At 66.4% G+C, this 14,110-nt stretch carries 13 protein-coding genes; 2 read left to right on the top strand and 11 right to left on the bottom strand.

Annotated elements, in window-relative coordinates:
- Window positions 1-408: 408 nt before the first annotated feature.
- From BM345_RS01075 to BM345_RS01040, 8 genes are all read right to left on the bottom strand, one after another.
- Window positions 409-795, bottom strand: a complete 387-nt coding sequence (locus BM345_RS01075) for a hypothetical protein (protein ID WP_139237442.1) — start codon at window positions 793-795, stop codon at window positions 409-411.
- Window positions 796-956: 161 nt separating this feature from the next.
- Window positions 957-3,176 (bottom strand): PriCT-2 domain-containing protein, encoded by a 2,220-nt coding sequence (locus BM345_RS01070; RefSeq protein ID WP_302847473.1) that lies wholly within the window; start codon window positions 3,174-3,176, stop codon window positions 957-959.
- 397 nt (window positions 3,177-3,573) lie between these two features.
- Window positions 3,574-3,780 carry a helix-turn-helix domain-containing protein gene (locus BM345_RS01065; RefSeq protein WP_254789413.1) on the bottom strand — a complete coding sequence of 69 codons (207 nt, stop codon included), beginning with the start codon at window positions 3,778-3,780 and terminating at the stop codon, window positions 3,574-3,576.
- Between the two features lie 94 nt (window positions 3,781-3,874).
- Window positions 3,875-4,402 (bottom strand): hypothetical protein, encoded by a 528-nt coding sequence (locus tag BM345_RS01060; RefSeq protein ID WP_093374641.1) that lies wholly within the window; start codon window positions 4,400-4,402, stop codon window positions 3,875-3,877.
- Entirely contained in the window at window positions 4,399-5,802 is a 1,404-nt protein-coding gene (locus BM345_RS01055; protein ID WP_139237441.1) for an integrase family protein, read from the bottom strand. The genes BM345_RS01060 and BM345_RS01055 overlap by 4 nt, the downstream gene beginning before the upstream one ends.
- 258 nt (window positions 5,803-6,060) lie before the next feature.
- The gene (locus BM345_RS01050; protein ID WP_093374637.1) at window positions 6,061-7,524 is read right to left on the bottom strand and encodes a GntP family permease; all 1,464 of its coding nucleotides are present in this window, start codon (window positions 7,522-7,524) and stop codon (window positions 6,061-6,063) included.
- A gap of 2 nt (window positions 7,525-7,526) precedes the next feature.
- On the bottom strand, window positions 7,527-8,573 hold the full coding sequence (locus BM345_RS01045; RefSeq protein ID WP_093374635.1) for a patatin-like phospholipase family protein: 1,047 nt from the start codon (window positions 8,571-8,573) through the stop codon (window positions 7,527-7,529).
- Between the two features lie 24 nt (window positions 8,574-8,597).
- A complete protein-coding gene (locus tag BM345_RS01040; protein ID WP_093375246.1) occupies window positions 8,598-9,050 on the bottom strand; it encodes an Lrp/AsnC family transcriptional regulator in 453 nt (150 codons plus the stop codon).
- Between the two features lie 142 nt (window positions 9,051-9,192).
- Between BM345_RS01040 and BM345_RS01035 the strand changes: the two genes are divergently transcribed.
- Complete coding sequence (locus tag BM345_RS01035; RefSeq protein WP_093374633.1) at window positions 9,193-10,329, top strand: saccharopine dehydrogenase family protein; 1,137 nt, start codon at window positions 9,193-9,195, stop codon at window positions 10,327-10,329.
- A 22-nt stretch (window positions 10,330-10,351) separates the two neighbouring features.
- Window positions 10,352-11,860, top strand: coding sequence for an L-piperidine-6-carboxylate dehydrogenase (locus tag BM345_RS01030; protein ID WP_093374631.1), 1,509 nt, complete (start codon window positions 10,352-10,354; stop codon window positions 11,858-11,860).
- A 5-nt stretch (window positions 11,861-11,865) separates the two neighbouring features.
- On the opposite strand, the gene BM345_RS01025 is transcribed toward BM345_RS01030, so the two are convergent.
- Genes BM345_RS01025 through BM345_RS01015 form a run of 3 tightly spaced genes read right to left on the bottom strand, consistent with a single transcriptional unit; the run spans window position 11,866 to window position 14,110 of the window.
- Window positions 11,866-12,855, bottom strand: a complete 990-nt coding sequence (locus tag BM345_RS01025) for a S1C family serine protease (protein WP_093374629.1) — start codon at window positions 12,853-12,855, stop codon at window positions 11,866-11,868.
- 44 nt (window positions 12,856-12,899) lie between these two features.
- Entirely contained in the window at window positions 12,900-13,586 is a 687-nt protein-coding gene (locus tag BM345_RS01020) for an anti-sigma factor (RefSeq protein WP_093374627.1), read from the bottom strand.
- A complete protein-coding gene (locus BM345_RS01015; RefSeq protein ID WP_093374625.1) occupies window positions 13,583-14,110 on the bottom strand; it encodes a sigma-70 family RNA polymerase sigma factor in 528 nt (175 codons plus the stop codon). Before BM345_RS01015 ends, BM345_RS01020 begins: the two co-directional genes overlap by 4 nt.

Genomic DNA, 14,110 nt, shown 5'->3' with positions numbered 1-14,110 from the left:
GCGAAATCAGCGCATCGTCGCGCGTCAACCCATTGCGTTCAAACATCCTAATGAGCGCCTCGCGTTCACCGGCGACGCCCAAGGCTCCGGAGCGCCAGCCGACAGCGACGCAAACGGGCGCCGACACCTTTGCCTTGCCCCCTTGAACGCGACGGCGGCCCAAGAGCAAGTAGCAAAGCCATGCTCCGTCGAACGTGCCACGGGCAAGGCGGGGAAGATCGCCATCTTCCGCAAGCTGCCGCACTCGACGAGGCGAGATGGAAAAGCAGGCTGCAAGTTCCACGGCGGTGAATGCGTATTGTCGATTGTCCATTGAGCTATTGATTGACGAAAGGAAACGGAAATGGCCTTCTCGGCGCCACGCAGATATCGAACGGGGCGAGGCCACTGCCCCCGCATAGAGCCCCCTCAAGGAAGGACCCACGCCGCGTTTGCAAGCGGCAAGCGCCCCTTGGCGTAGGTGGATGGCCCCAGCTCGTTTGCGTGCCCCAGCGCCCCGCCCTGCGGGCTTCCTGGGTAGTAGCACCGCCAGCAGGCGGCTTCGATATGCGAGTCGCGTGGCGGGTTTTGCTCGCCCATGACGCGACTGTCCAGGCGGCAGCGATAGGTCTGCAATCGATCCTGGGCTGCCTTGGCCGCTCTCACTTCCGGCAAAGTCTTTCCGTATGCCTCGCTCGCGAACGCCAGCAAGCGCCCCAGGGCCAGGTGTGTGTCGTAGGCCAGTCGGCCGTTCTGCGCGTGTTGCTCAAGTGTGGGCGCGGTGGTTTTCATGTTGCTGATGTCTTGATTGATCACTGTGTAGGTTGGTCATCTAGTCGGCTCGAATCGTGGTCAGTCTGGTCAGTACGATCAGTCAAAAACCATCCGCATTGCGGAGCACCTCCATTCACGTTCTGACTCATCAGTTTTGATGGATAGGAACGTGGACGGGGGTGCATAGGAATCAAGATGTTTTTTCACTGATTCAACCGACTTGACTGACGGCGGGCCAGGGCGCGAGCCGCATCGATCCGCGCCGGAAGCGTCAGGTCCTGCTGTCCATAGACGGCCTGGCGCTTGCCATCGACCTTGAACAGCCCATCGTCGGCGTCGGGGTTGCGCACTGGCACATAGCCCACGCGCTCTAGCTTGTGCGGCATGGACCGGCGATTCTTTCGGTCCTTGAGCTCGCCTTCCAGGTCGAACATCCTTTCGTGACCGGCGCGCAGTGCCAGGTCCGCAATCGTGAAGGCGGCAGGACTTGCCATCTTTTCCAGGATGTCGCGCAGTTCACTCGACTCTGGTGCCTCATTGGTCTGAACGATGGCCCAAAAGGCAGCCGTCTTCGGTGGCTCTGCCTTCGGATCAAAGCGGGTGATGTCCAGGCTTCGCAGGAACGCCACTATGTCTCCAATCCCGCCGCGCTGGTACCAGCTCCACAACTCGCGCCAGTAGCCCTCGGCGAAGTCCTCGCGCTTCGCCTCACTCCAAGCGACAAAGTGGCGGCGGTCGTCGGGCGGAAGGAACAGCCCATCCGTCTTGTGATTGGTCGTCAGAATGACACCCATCACGTTCCACACGTAATGCTCGCGCAGGTTCTTTTCGTCGACCCGGATGACATCGGGGGGTGCGGCTATGTACGTCTTGCTGTGGTCGTAGAACGCGAACCGATCGGATTCCCCGAGGTCGCGCAACTCGTTGATGCGCACAACAACAGCCTTCGCCCATCCATTGAACCGGCCCAGCATTTCAGTGGGCTTGATGTCCTGCCAGTTCCACGAACCGACCCCAGCGCGGACCGGCTCCAGCAGCGTGTCTTTCCCCGTGCCCTGCGACCCTCCCAGCACCAGCGCGTGATTCACTTTCACGCCAGGCTGCTGCACGCGCTGTGCAAGCCATTTCTCGATGTGGTCGGCCTCGCTTGGGTACACCGTGCGCAAGTGGCTGCGCCAACGTTCGGCGCGGCGCGCATCGCCGGCAATGATGGAGGGCGCGCGGTAGAGATTGAAGACCCTGGCTCCGGGGTGCACGGCCCACCCGTTAACCTGCATCACGCGGCCGGCGATTAGTTCGGGCTCGTCGGGGTTCCAAGTCATCTGTTCGATTGGACGGTGCGCGTCCAGCCAGTCAGACGGTTTCATAAGCTTCAGCGTCGCCGGGTTCTTCGGCCAATCGGTAATGCGGCCATTCACCGATGCCGCCGGCCACAGGTCGCGCGTGGGCACGAATAGGTAGCTGTGCGTCGGCATATGGGCATGGAAGTTCTCCAGCAACGCGCCGTCAGCGTTGCAGTCGTTCGCGGCTAACGGCGTCCGCGCGTTCCGTAGCACGGCGCGTACAGCGTCCAGTCCACAGGTCCGCTTGATGTCGTCCAGGTCACCGTTATCGGCTAAGTCGGAAGGCATCGCCACCCAAGCGCATCCGACCTCCGACGCTGCCTTTTCGCAATGCTGCTCTTTGCCTCGGTCAGCGACGATGACGGGCAGCGCGCCGGCCTGTTTCACCTCCTCCGCGACCTTGTGCTGGTTTCCGGCGCCGAACGCCACTCGCGCAGCGGCGCCGGTCGCTTGATGCGCTGCCCAGGCCGCGCCCACGCCTTCGGTAACATAAACGGTGGCGCCTGGCGTCGGGTCACCGAGCGTGAACCATCCGGCCACTGGATGCCCCGGCAAGTTGAGTTTGCCGCCGCGAGGCGCGGGTGAAATGAATTGCAGCGTCACCAGCGCGCCCGACTTGTCGAAAGCAGGAACAGCCAACCAGCCCCGAACGTCTTTGCGGCACACCTGACGCGGCGGTGCGTTGCCCGGATAGACGCGCAATCCATCCGGCATGCCGCCCTTGCTGCGAATGTAGGGATGGTCACCGGTCGCGGACACGCATTCATCCCATGCGGTCGCGACCGGCCACGCTGGCGCACGCTTCGGTTCAGGATCGCGTTTCGGCTCCGCGCGTTTAAACGCCCTCGCGGGCACATCGTCGCGCCAGCCGCTGGCGAGCGCCTTATCGAACAGCGTGCGTTCAGTGACACCGCCCGGTTTGATGGAACGCCACATAGCAAGCGTGTCGCTCATGCCGCCGTAGTTGGCGGCCTGCGCGCTCCAGGAATTGAATTCATCAAATTCCAGCCCGGCGTCTATGGCGGCCATCCCGAGGCGCACCCAATCGGCTCGACTGCAATTCGGATCACATGCCCACAAGGCCGACGCAGCGCGCCCTAAGGGTGACCGCTGAAGCTGCGCGCTCAATTGGCGCCCCGCATGTGAAGCGCATCAACCTGCATCCGAAAGGCTTCCATTTCTGTAAATGGAAATCGCACACGCTGTGGTGCAACGGCTGCCATCATCGCAAGATCAGGCGCAATACTTGGGCGACAGAGTACCGTTTTCCATGCCGCTGCCAAGCGTTGCGCATGCAGCTGGGCCGGACTGCGAGCCAGCTTCTGGTGCGGGACAATCACCAGGTCACAGTAGCGTTGCAACACCTTGCAAAAAGGCGGCTGCCACGTTTTTCTACCCGTGGGTAGAATCTGCTTTGAATGTGTGTTTTCCTGAAGGCCCTGCGGTTGCCGCCGTGGGGCCTTCGCTACTTCTGGAATCAAGATTGGGCCACTCCAATCGTCTTCGCCTCGACGAAGCGCTGGAGGTCGCTGAGGCGATATCGCACACAGCGGCCGATCTTGATGTACGGGATTTCGACGCGCCGGGTACTGCGCCAGACGGGCAATGTCTTCGGCGCGACGCCAAGGAATTTCGCCGCACGTATGTCGTCTAGCAGCGCATCGGGTTGGATGTCAGTTTGCACTGTTGATCACCTTCAACTCTACGAAACGCACAGCGCGCTCCGTTAATGTGTTGAGATGATCGACGCGGCTTTGACCCCGTTTGGGGACAACAAATCAGCTTTGCTCTAAAGCAGCACGCTCCAGTAGTCGCATCAGCTCGGAGCCGTTGGCGTTGCCGTTCGCGCGAACGCACTCGATGAACCAGCCTGGAAGATTTCCGTCAATCTTCTGAGCGACAAGAAGCTTTCGAAGCTTGAAGAACGATAGTTCGAGCACACCCTTAGCGTCTTTCAGCACTGGATCACTGAAGTCCGCCATACGTCGGCTCACCTCTCTGCGGATTACGTCAGTGTCACGGATCGCAGAACCGATCACCGGTGCTGATCGCTGTGCTTGGTCCATTGTGTTGACCAAGTCACGCAAGTTACTGTGTCTGCTCGCATAGCGCTTCACTTTTTCTCGATCGGTCGCCGGTAGTCCGATGTTCTTCAAGACCAAATCCACGGCTTGCATACGTTTTAGGCCGAACTCCGCCTCAGCTTTGAACACGGCGCGCGCGACCCATTGCGGGCTGCGCGGCTGCATGAAGTCGCGAACAGCGTCCTTCCGAGGCCGCCCCCTGCCCCTTTTTTCCTCATTCATGGTGTTTCACCATCGACCACGATTCGAGCCCGCTCGAGAATGAACTTCTCGATGCGTTCGGCATGTTCACGCAAATCTTCGATTCGACGCGGCTTGTAGCCCTCGTGAGTTGCGCTTGGCTTGTGGCCCATGATTTGCGCAACAGCTCCAGCAGGCACGCCCGCAGCTTCACCGAACAGCGCGAAGCTGCGCCGCAACCCGTGGATGGATAGGTGCGGAAGCTCTGCCGCATTCAACGCGTCTTCAAGCGGGCTGCGCGGCTCTGCAATGTGCCCAGATTTCGCGGTAGGGCTAGCGAATACGAATGCGTTTAAACGCGGCAACGCGTCAATCAGTCCAGCCAAGTGCGATGTCAAAGGGATGGTGCGGCGCGCCTCGAACTTGTCGTTGATCGTGAGCGTGCCAGCCTTCGTGTCCACGTCCGCCCACGCGAGGGCGCCCATTTCTTCGCGCCGCGCGCCCGTAAGCACCAACGCCTGAAGGTAGGCCGCTGCTGTGGCGTTCGGCAGCGCGCGCACAGCGGCAAACCAGGCAGGCAAGTGCGCTCGGTCCAAGGCATCGGTCCGCCGTTTCAGCGCGGGCAGAACGTGGGCCAAGTTGCTGGCCTTCGCGGCGGTCTCGTCCACCAGTTCACGATAGTCCGTGCGAGTGCCGCACCAGGCGATGAAGCCGGCGAACATCGCAGCGGCGCGAGCGGCCTGCACGGGGCCGCGCTTTGCTTGCTCTGCATGCCACGTCGATAGGGCATCGCGATTGATTTCGCTTAGACGCAAACCCATCAAGGACGCGAGCGGCCCAGGCTTCGTGACGCCTTGCCCTCGCTTTTTTGTTTCGCCTCCAGGGGCGGCAGCGCGCTCTAGGTCCAAACGATAGCGGGGCTTCCAAGCTTCCTTCTTGCGCGGCTTGCCCTCGCGCAGATAGACGGGCCACACATCGCCGACAGTCACCGAATCGGGCACCTTGCGACGCGCGTCTTTCCCGTCTGCAACTTCGGCCACCTTCCGCTGTGCTTGGGCGCGGGCCTGTTCGGGCGTCAGAGCACCGGCCTTGCCAAGCGTCACCTTCACCGCGCGGCGGCGCTCACGGTCCCACATCACGAATACATAGGTTCGGCTTCCAGGGCGAAGGCGAACGGCAAGCTGTTGGCATGCTGTGTCGTACACCAGGCGCTCACCGGCCTTCGGCAATTCCATGGCCGCGATGGATTCACGAGTTAGGCGCACGCTCTCGGCCTTGCGCTCTGGCGCTGCGCTGCGCGGCTTGCGCGTTGAAATGGTTTTCGTCGCGAGCGCTTCAGCACCGGCGGTGAGAGATTCCAACGCTGCCACAAGCGCCAGGCGCTGGGCGTCTGGCAAGCCAGGAGTCTTGAGGGCGTCGAGAATTGCTAGCGAAGCTGACACGGCACACCTTTCGAACTTCTCAGGTGTTGTGGGAAATGCCTGGGAAATGAATTCTGGCAATTCCTATTATGAGAAGGTACGGTCAGTATACCTAAGTTGTTGACTTATATAGATAGAGCAACCTACATGGATGTTCGTTAGCCCAACCTCCTCTCATTCGTAATGAGAAGGTCGGGTGTTCGATTCATCTCTCCGGCACCAAAACTGAAAAGCCCGTCATCCCCGGATGACGGGCTTTTTCTTTTGGCCGCACGGCGATCAGAACGAGCCGAGCACCGACCCCAGCGCAATCACCGCCACCAGCGCCAGCAGCGCGCCGACGATGGCCACCATCACGATGTCCCGGTAGCTCGCCTTGTGGGTGCTGCCGCACACGGCCAGCAGGGTGACGACCGCCCCGTTGTGCGGCAGGCTGTCCAGCGTGCCGGCGCCGATCACCGCCACGCGGTGCATCAGGGCCGGGTCGATGCCGGTCTGCGCGGCCAGTTGCATGTAGGTGTGGCCCAGCGCATCCAGGGCGATGGTGAGGCCGCCGGAAGCCGATCCAGTGAGCGCGGCCAGGATGTTGGTCGACACGGCCAGCGACACCAGCGGCCCGCCGCCGATGCCCAGCACCCATTCGCGCACGGCCGCAAAGGCCGGCATGGCAGCCACGACCGATCCGAAGCCCACCAGGCTGGCCACCGACAGCACCGGCAGCACCGAGGCGTTGGCGCCTGCATCGACCGTGGCGCGCAACGACGCCAGCCGCCCCCGGTTGAGCAGCGCCAGCACCACGATGGCCACGCTCAACGCCACCAGCACCGACCAGACGCCGCCCACGGCCGCCAGCGTGATGCCTCCGAACTGCGGCTGCGCCAGGTAGTCCAGGTTCATGCGGGGAAAGACCACGGTGGACATCAGCAGGTTCACCAGCACCACCACGCCCAGCGGCAGCAGCGCCACGACGATGCCGGGTGCCGCAGCGGCACCGCCCTGCCCGCCGCGCACCGCCTCGCTGGGGTCGAAGCTGCCCGAAGTGCTGGCACGCTCGCGCACCAGCGCATCTTCCGCAGCGCCGCGATGCACCTCGGCGGCGGCCGGCGCTGCATAGCCTTCGCCGGCGCGGCCCGCTGCGGCCTGCGCGCGGCCCAGCCACCACATGCCGAAGCCCATCATGATGACGGCGGCGATGAAGCCGAGACCCGGCGCCGCGAAGGCGGTGGTGCCGAAGAAAGGCATCGGGATCGCGTTCTGGATGGCCGGGCTGCCGGGCAGCGCCGTCATGGTGAAGGTGGAGGTGCCCAGCGCCAGCGCGGCCGGCATCAGCCGGGCCGGAACATTGCCCGCCCTGAAGAGCGCATGCGCCATCGGCGCGAGCACGAAGAAGGCCACGAACAGGCTGACGCCTCCGTAGGTGACGAGCGCGCCTGCCACCACCACGGCCAGCACCGCGCGCTTCGGGCCCAGGCGCTGCGTCATGAAGCTGGCGATGGTGCTGACCGACCCGCTGTCGTCCATCATCTTCCCGAAGATCGCGCCCAACAGAAACAGCGGAAAGAACTGCGCGACGAAGCCCGCCGCCGAGAGCATGAAGGTCTGCGTCCAGTGCGCCAGCAAAGGCTCGCCGGAGCACAGCGCCGCCACCAGAGCGGCCACCGGCGCCAGCACCAGCACGCTCCAGCCGCGGTACGAGAGCCAGATCAGCAGACCCAGGCCGAGAAGGATGCCTGCGAGACTCATGCCTAGACCCCCTCCATCAGCGCGTCCAGGTCCATCGAGGAGCGCACGCCGAGGTCCGCGCCATGCGAGCGCAGGAAGTCGTCCGCCGCCTTGCGTCCCTCGTCGCGCAGTTCGCACAGGAAGGCCCACTCCGCGATCATCTTGGACGAGTAGCCCAGCTTCAGCATGGCGTCCGTCGCGATGCGGTGCATGCGCATGCGTGCCCACAGCGCGCCCTCCGCATGGCCGGGGTCGGAGACCTGGCGCAGCAGCGCGATCATGCGCAGCTCCTTGAGCAGCGGCGAGTTGAAGGACACCTCGTTGAGCCGGTTCTGGATCTCCGCCGCCGTGCGCGGCACCCCGGGCCGTTCCACCGGGTTGATCTGCACCAGCACGATGTCGTTGGCGTCGCACTCGCGCACCAGCGGGCTGATGGTGGGGTTGCCGGCGTAGCCCCCGTCCCAGTAGGGGTCGCCGTCGATCTCGATGGCCTGGAACAGCGTGGGCAGGCAGGCCGAGGCCATCAGCGCGCAGGTGCTGAGCTCCGCGTTGCGGAACACACGCGCGCGGCCAGTGCGCACGTTGGTGGCGGTCACGAAGAGCTGGATGGGCGAGTGGTCCAGCGCATCGAAGTCGATCATCTCGTCAAGCAGGTCGCCCAGCGGGTTGGCGCCGCGCGGGTTGAGGTTGTAGGGCGACCAGATGCGCGCAGCCATGTCCATGGCCACGAAGACCGGCGAGTTGTCCAGCGTCCAGCGGCCGGTGAGCACGTCCAGGAAGCTGCGCTTGAAGGGGCTGAGCAGCGCGGCCTCCGACACCTTCCGCCAGAAGGTGTCCAGCGCTTCTTTCGCACCATCGGCGCCGCCTTGCAGGTGCCCGTGGGCCAGCACGACGGCATTCATGGCGCCGGCCGAGGTGCCGGAGATGCCGTCGATGCGCAAGCCGGGCTCCTCCAGCAGGCGGTCCAGCACGCCCCAGGTGAAGGCGCCGTGCGAGCCGCCGCCCTGCAGCGCGAGGTCGATGGCCAGCGCGGGGTCCGGGCGGGACGATGATCGGGTGGTCTTGGTCATGGTCCTCGTCCTGTTCAGCTTCTTTCAGTTGCCGACCGCGCGGCGATCGATCTTCTGGCTCAGCACCATCGACGTCTGGGTCTGCCGCACACCTTCGAGCTGCCCCAGCCTGTCCAGCAGATCATCCAGTTGCTTCGGCGTGGCGCAACGCAGCAGCACCATGTAGTCCGATTCGCCGCTCACCGCCCAGGCGCCCTCTACTTCCGGCATGCGCTCCAGCGCCTTGATGACGGCGCTGGCGTCGCGCGCCTGCACGCTCAAGGCGCAGAAGGCGCGCACGGCCGCCTGTTCAGGCGCCTCGCCCAGGCGCAGGCCGTAGCCCGCCACGATGCCCTCGCGCTCCAGCCGGGCGATGCGCGCCACCACCGTGGTGCGCGCCACCTTCAGCTGCCGCGCCAGCTCGGCCGTCGGCGCACGCGCGTTGGCCTGCAACAGCGCCAACAGGTGGCGGTCCAGTTCGTCCAGGCGCGCTTGCAGGTGCTCCATGCGGGTCATTGTGCAGTCTGACCAAGTAATTCGTCATTTCGACGACAGCCTGCGAAATGACGACGCTTTGTGTGCTTCCGTCCGTTACAGCTTTTGCAGAAGATCGAGCAACACGTTCAAGGGAGAAAAAGCCATGGCAAACAAGACTCAGTTGGACAGCGTGCTCGTGCTGGGCGCAGGAAAGATCGGCAGCACCGTGGCCGACATGCTGGCGCAGCACCACAGCCAATTGCGCATCACGCTCGCAGACCAGTTCGACCCCTCCGGTCAGGACGACCGGCAGGTGCGGCGCATCAAGCTCGACGCCGCCCGGCCCGACGACCTGTGCACGGCGCTGTCCGGGCACGACGCCGTCATCAATTGCCTGCCCTACTTCATGGCCCAGCCGGTGGCCGCCATGGCCACCACCTGCGGCTCGCACTACTTCGACCTGACCGAGGACGTGGCCGCCACCGAGGCCATCCGCCGCATGGCCGTCAATGCCAGCGCGGTGCTGATGCCGCAGTGCGGCCTGGCGCCCGGCGTGGTCGGCATGCTGGGCTGGGAGCTGGCCTGCCGCTTCGACACGCTCTACGACCTGCGCCTGCGCGTCGGCGCCCTCACCCGCCACGCGACCAACAGCCTGCGCTACAACTTCACCTGGAGCATCGACGGCGTCATCAACGAGTACTGCAACCCGGCGGACGCCATCGTCAATGGCGAGCGGGTCAAGGTGCAGCCGCTGGAAGGCCACGAGACCTTCACGCTCGATGCCGAGGCCTTCGAGGCCTTCAACACCGCCGGCGGCCTGGGCACGCTGTGCGAAAGCCTGCAGGGCCGCGTGCGCAACCTCGACTACAAGTCCATTCGCTATCCCGGCCACCGCGAGGCGATGAACTTCCTCCTTCACGACCTTCGCCTGGTCGAGCGGCGCGACCTGCTGCGCCAGGTGCTGGAGCTGGCGGTGCCGCACAGCCGCGACGACGTGGTGATCCTCTTCGCGGCGGCCAGCGGCCTGCGCGAGGGCCGCTTCGAGCAGGAGACCTGCCTGGCCCGCATCTACGGTGCGAGCCTGCGCGGCAAGGCGCGTACGGCCATCGAGCTGAGCACCGCCGCCGGCGTGGTGGGGGCGCTGGAGTTGTTGCAGCAGGGCAAGCTTCCGGCGCAAGGCTTCGTGCGGCAGGAGCAGGTGACGCTGCAAGACTTTCTGCGCACGCGGGTCGGGCACCATTACGCTCAGCTCGCCGGCCGCGCACCGTTGCCTGCCGAGCGAGAAGCCGAGCCAGCCTGACACCCCGAACACGGAGCCTCCCATGAGCGATGCACTGTCCCATCTCTTCCAACGCTGCGGCATCGGCGCCGACGAATGCCGTGGCGGATCGCTCCACGTGCGCTCGCCCATCGACGGCGCCGAACTGGCCCGCATGCACGAGCAGCCTGCGTCCGCGGTGGATGGCATGGTGCAGAAGGCGCAGGGCGCCTTCCGCAGGTGGCGCAGCGTGCCGGCACCGGTCCGCGGCGAGCTTGTGCGCCTGTGGGGCGAGGAGCTGCGCGCCGCCAAGGCCCACATCGGCCACGTGGTGTCGCTGGAGGTGGGCAAGATCGCGCAGGAAGGCCTGGGCGAGGTGCAGGAATGCGTGGACATCTGCGACTTCGCGCTGGGGCTCTCGCGCCAGCTCTACGGCCGCACCATCGTCTCGGAGCGGCCCGGCCACCGCATGATGGAGCAGTACCACCCGCTGGGGCCGGTCGCCATCATCACCGCCTTCAACTTCCCGAGCGCCGTGTTCGCATGGAACGCGGCTCTCGCGCTGGTGTGCGGCGATCCAGTCATCTTCAAGCCCTCGGAGAAGGCGCCACTGTCGGGCCTGGCGACCTTCCGCGCGCTGGAACGCGCCATCGCCCGCTTCGGGGACCGCGCGCCTGAAGGACTGGCGCAGATCGCCATCGGCCGCGCCGACGTCGCCGAGGCACTGGTGGACCACTCCGGCATCGCGCTGGTGTCGGCCACCGGCTCCACGCGCATGGGCCGGGCCGTGGGGCCGAAGGTGGCACAGCGCTTCGGCCGGCGCATCCTGGAGCTGGGCGGCAACAACGCGATGATCGTCACGCCCGCCGCCGACCTCGACATGGCCCTGCGCGCCATCCTCTTCGGGGCGGTGGCGACCGCGGGCCAGCGCTGCACCACGCTGCGCCGGCTCATCGTGCATCGCAGCGTGAAGGACGACCTGCTGGCCCGCCTGGTGAAGACCTACGCCGGCCTGCGCATCGGCGACCCGCTGGCCGAGGGCACGCTGGTGGGTCCGCTCATCGACAAGGCCGCCTTCGACGCCATGCAGTCCGCGTTGAGCACGGCTCGCGCCCAGGGCGGCCGCGTGCTGGCGGGCGGCGAGCGCGTGTTGGCCGAACGCCACCCGCAAGCCTGGTATGCGCAGCCTGCCATCGTCGACATGCCCTCGCAGACCGAGGTCGTGCGGCACGAGACCTTCGCGCCCCTGCTCTACGTGCTGGCCTACGACACGCTCGAGGACGCGATCGCGATGCACAACGACGTGCCCCAGGGCTTGTCGTCCTGCATCTTCTCCAACGACCTGCGCGAGGTGGAGCTGTTCCTCTCGGCGGCGGGTTCCGACTGCGGCATCGCCAACGTCAACATCGGCCCCAACGGCGCGGAGATCGGCGGCGCCTTCGGTGGCGAGAAGGAAACCGGCGGCGATCGCGAGAGCGGCTCCGATTCCTGGAAGCAGTACATGCGCCGCACCACCAACACCGTCAACTTCTCGCGCGAGCTGCCGCTGGCGCAGGGCATCCAGTTCGGCTGAAGGCCTCAGCCGCGGCGCGCTTCCAGCGGCGTGACGTGCAGGTACAGCGCCTGGCCGCCGCGCACGATGCGCAGCACGCACAGCTTGCCGATGCGTGATTCGTCCAGCAGGCGATGCAGGTCGTCCACCGTGCGCGCCGGTGCGCCGTCGATGCCGACAATCATGTCGTCGCTCTTCAGGCCCGCAGTGGCCGCAGGCGAGTTGGGCTGCACGTCGGACACGCGCACGCAGCTGTCCTGCGCCTCCAGCGCCAGCACCCGCGCGGCGCGGCGAGACAAGGGCACCGTGGAGCCCGAGAGCCCGATGAAGGCGCGCCGCACCCGCCCATGGGTGAAAAGCTGCGTCAGCACCCACTGGGCCGAATTCACCGCCACCGCGAAGCAGATGGCCTGCGCGCCCGGGATGATCGCGGTGTTGACGCCGATCACGCGGCCGCGGCTGTCCAGCAGCGGCCCGCCGGAGTTGCCCGGGTTGAGCGCCGCATCGGTCTGGATCACGTTGTCGATCATTCGCCCGGCCTTGGAGCGCAGCGAGCGTCCCAGGGCCGAGACGATGCCGCTGGTCACCGTGTGGTTGAAGCCCAGCGGGTTGCCGATGGCGATGGCGATCTGCCCCACGCGCAGGCGGGCCGAGTCGCCCAGTTCCAGGTGGGGCAGCGCGCGGCTGGCGCCGATGCGCAGCACCGCCAGGTCGGTGTCGGGGTCCTCGCCCAGCAGCTGCGCCTCGCTGCGCGTGCCGTCGGGGCGCAGCACTTCGAGCCGCGCGGCGCCATGCACCACGTGGCTGTTGGTCAGCAGGTAGCCGTCGGGGGTGAAGAGAAAGCCGGAGCCCGTGCCGCCATGGCCCTTGCCCGGCGGCGCGTGCGCCGCGATGGCCACCACCGCGTCGCGCACGCGCTCCACGGTGCCGGCCACGGTTTCGGAATAGGCGTCCAGCAGCTCGGCGTCATCGCCGGTGCTGGGACGTGGCTCGATGAAGGAAGGTCGATCGCCCATGCGGCCACAATTGGAGGCCGCGGCGTCGATTGCAAGATGCGTCCCTACTGCGCCTGCCGGCGCTCGCGCCACAGCGCAGCGAAATATTCCAGCTCGCGCCGCTCCAGGTCCGAGACCGCCGTGTAGCGCATCGCGCCGTCGGACCATTGCACCAGGTTGAAACCCCGCTCGCTCGCGGACGACAGCGCGCGCAGCGTGCCGTCGCCCGGCTGGACATAGAGGTCGATCACGTGCAGGTCGCGCTTGTAGACCAGCGCCGCCACCGCTTCGCCCCGCAGCTTGTCGGCCCGCCCGCCCAGCAGCACGAAGCCGTCGCTGGCCAGGTCGAACACCGGCGGCGCGTAGTCGATGCGGCCCTGGAACCACGGCCGAACGGTGTGGCGGTCGGAAGAAACCACCGCCACGAGCTGCGGCGCCTGCAGCGCACGCACATGCAGCGCCACCAGCTGCGGCGCCTCCGCCCAGCCCTGCCAGGCCTGGCGGGCCAGCGGCAGCACCAGGGCCGCGCACAGCAGGCCCGCGGCGAAGCCCAGCCCCGCGGTGCGCCAGCGCGCGTCCAGCAGGCGGCGCAGCCAGCTGCGGGCCGGCCCGGCGCGGCGGGCGTCCTCGCGAAGCTCTTGCAGTGACAGCTGCGTGCGGATGCTGGCGTGCAGCGACTTGGGCGCCCGGTGGCGGCTCGCATGGCGGCCGATGAGCGTCGACAGCGGCTCGTCTTCTTCGTCGGGCTTCATGCTCGCCCCCTTTCCAGGTCTTGCGCAAGGGCGTGGCGCAGGCGCTCGCGCGCACGCGACAGGCGCGACATCACGGTGCCCGCCGGCACGCCGGCGATGCGGGCGATGGCAGCGTAGTCCAGGCCTTCCAGCTCGCGCAGCACCACCACCTCGCGCAAGGGCGGCGGCAAGGCGCGCAGCGCGGCGTCGACGCGCGCGCCGATCTCGCGTTCGTAAAGCAGGGCCTCGGGACCCGGCGCGCTGTCCACCGCAGTTTCCATTGCGGCATCTTCATCGTCGTACGCCTGAGTCTGCGGCCACTGGCGCGCCCTCGCCAGGGCGTCGAAGCAGGTGTTGCGCACGATGCCCAGGAACCAGGGCCGGGCATCGCCGCCCTGCAGCGTGTCGAAGTAGCGCATGGCACGCAGCGCCGCCTCCTGCACGGCGTCCTCGGCCTGGGTGTCGCCGCGCAGCAGCCAGCGCGCCAGGTTGTAGCCGGCGTCCAGGTGCGGCAACACACGCCGCTCGAAGGCGCTGCGGTCCAT

Source organism: Variovorax sp. OV329, assembly GCF_900114785.1.
Lineage (GTDB): Bacteria > Pseudomonadota > Gammaproteobacteria > Burkholderiales > Burkholderiaceae_C > Variovorax.
This window is presented reverse-complemented; position numbering and strand designations above follow the sequence as displayed.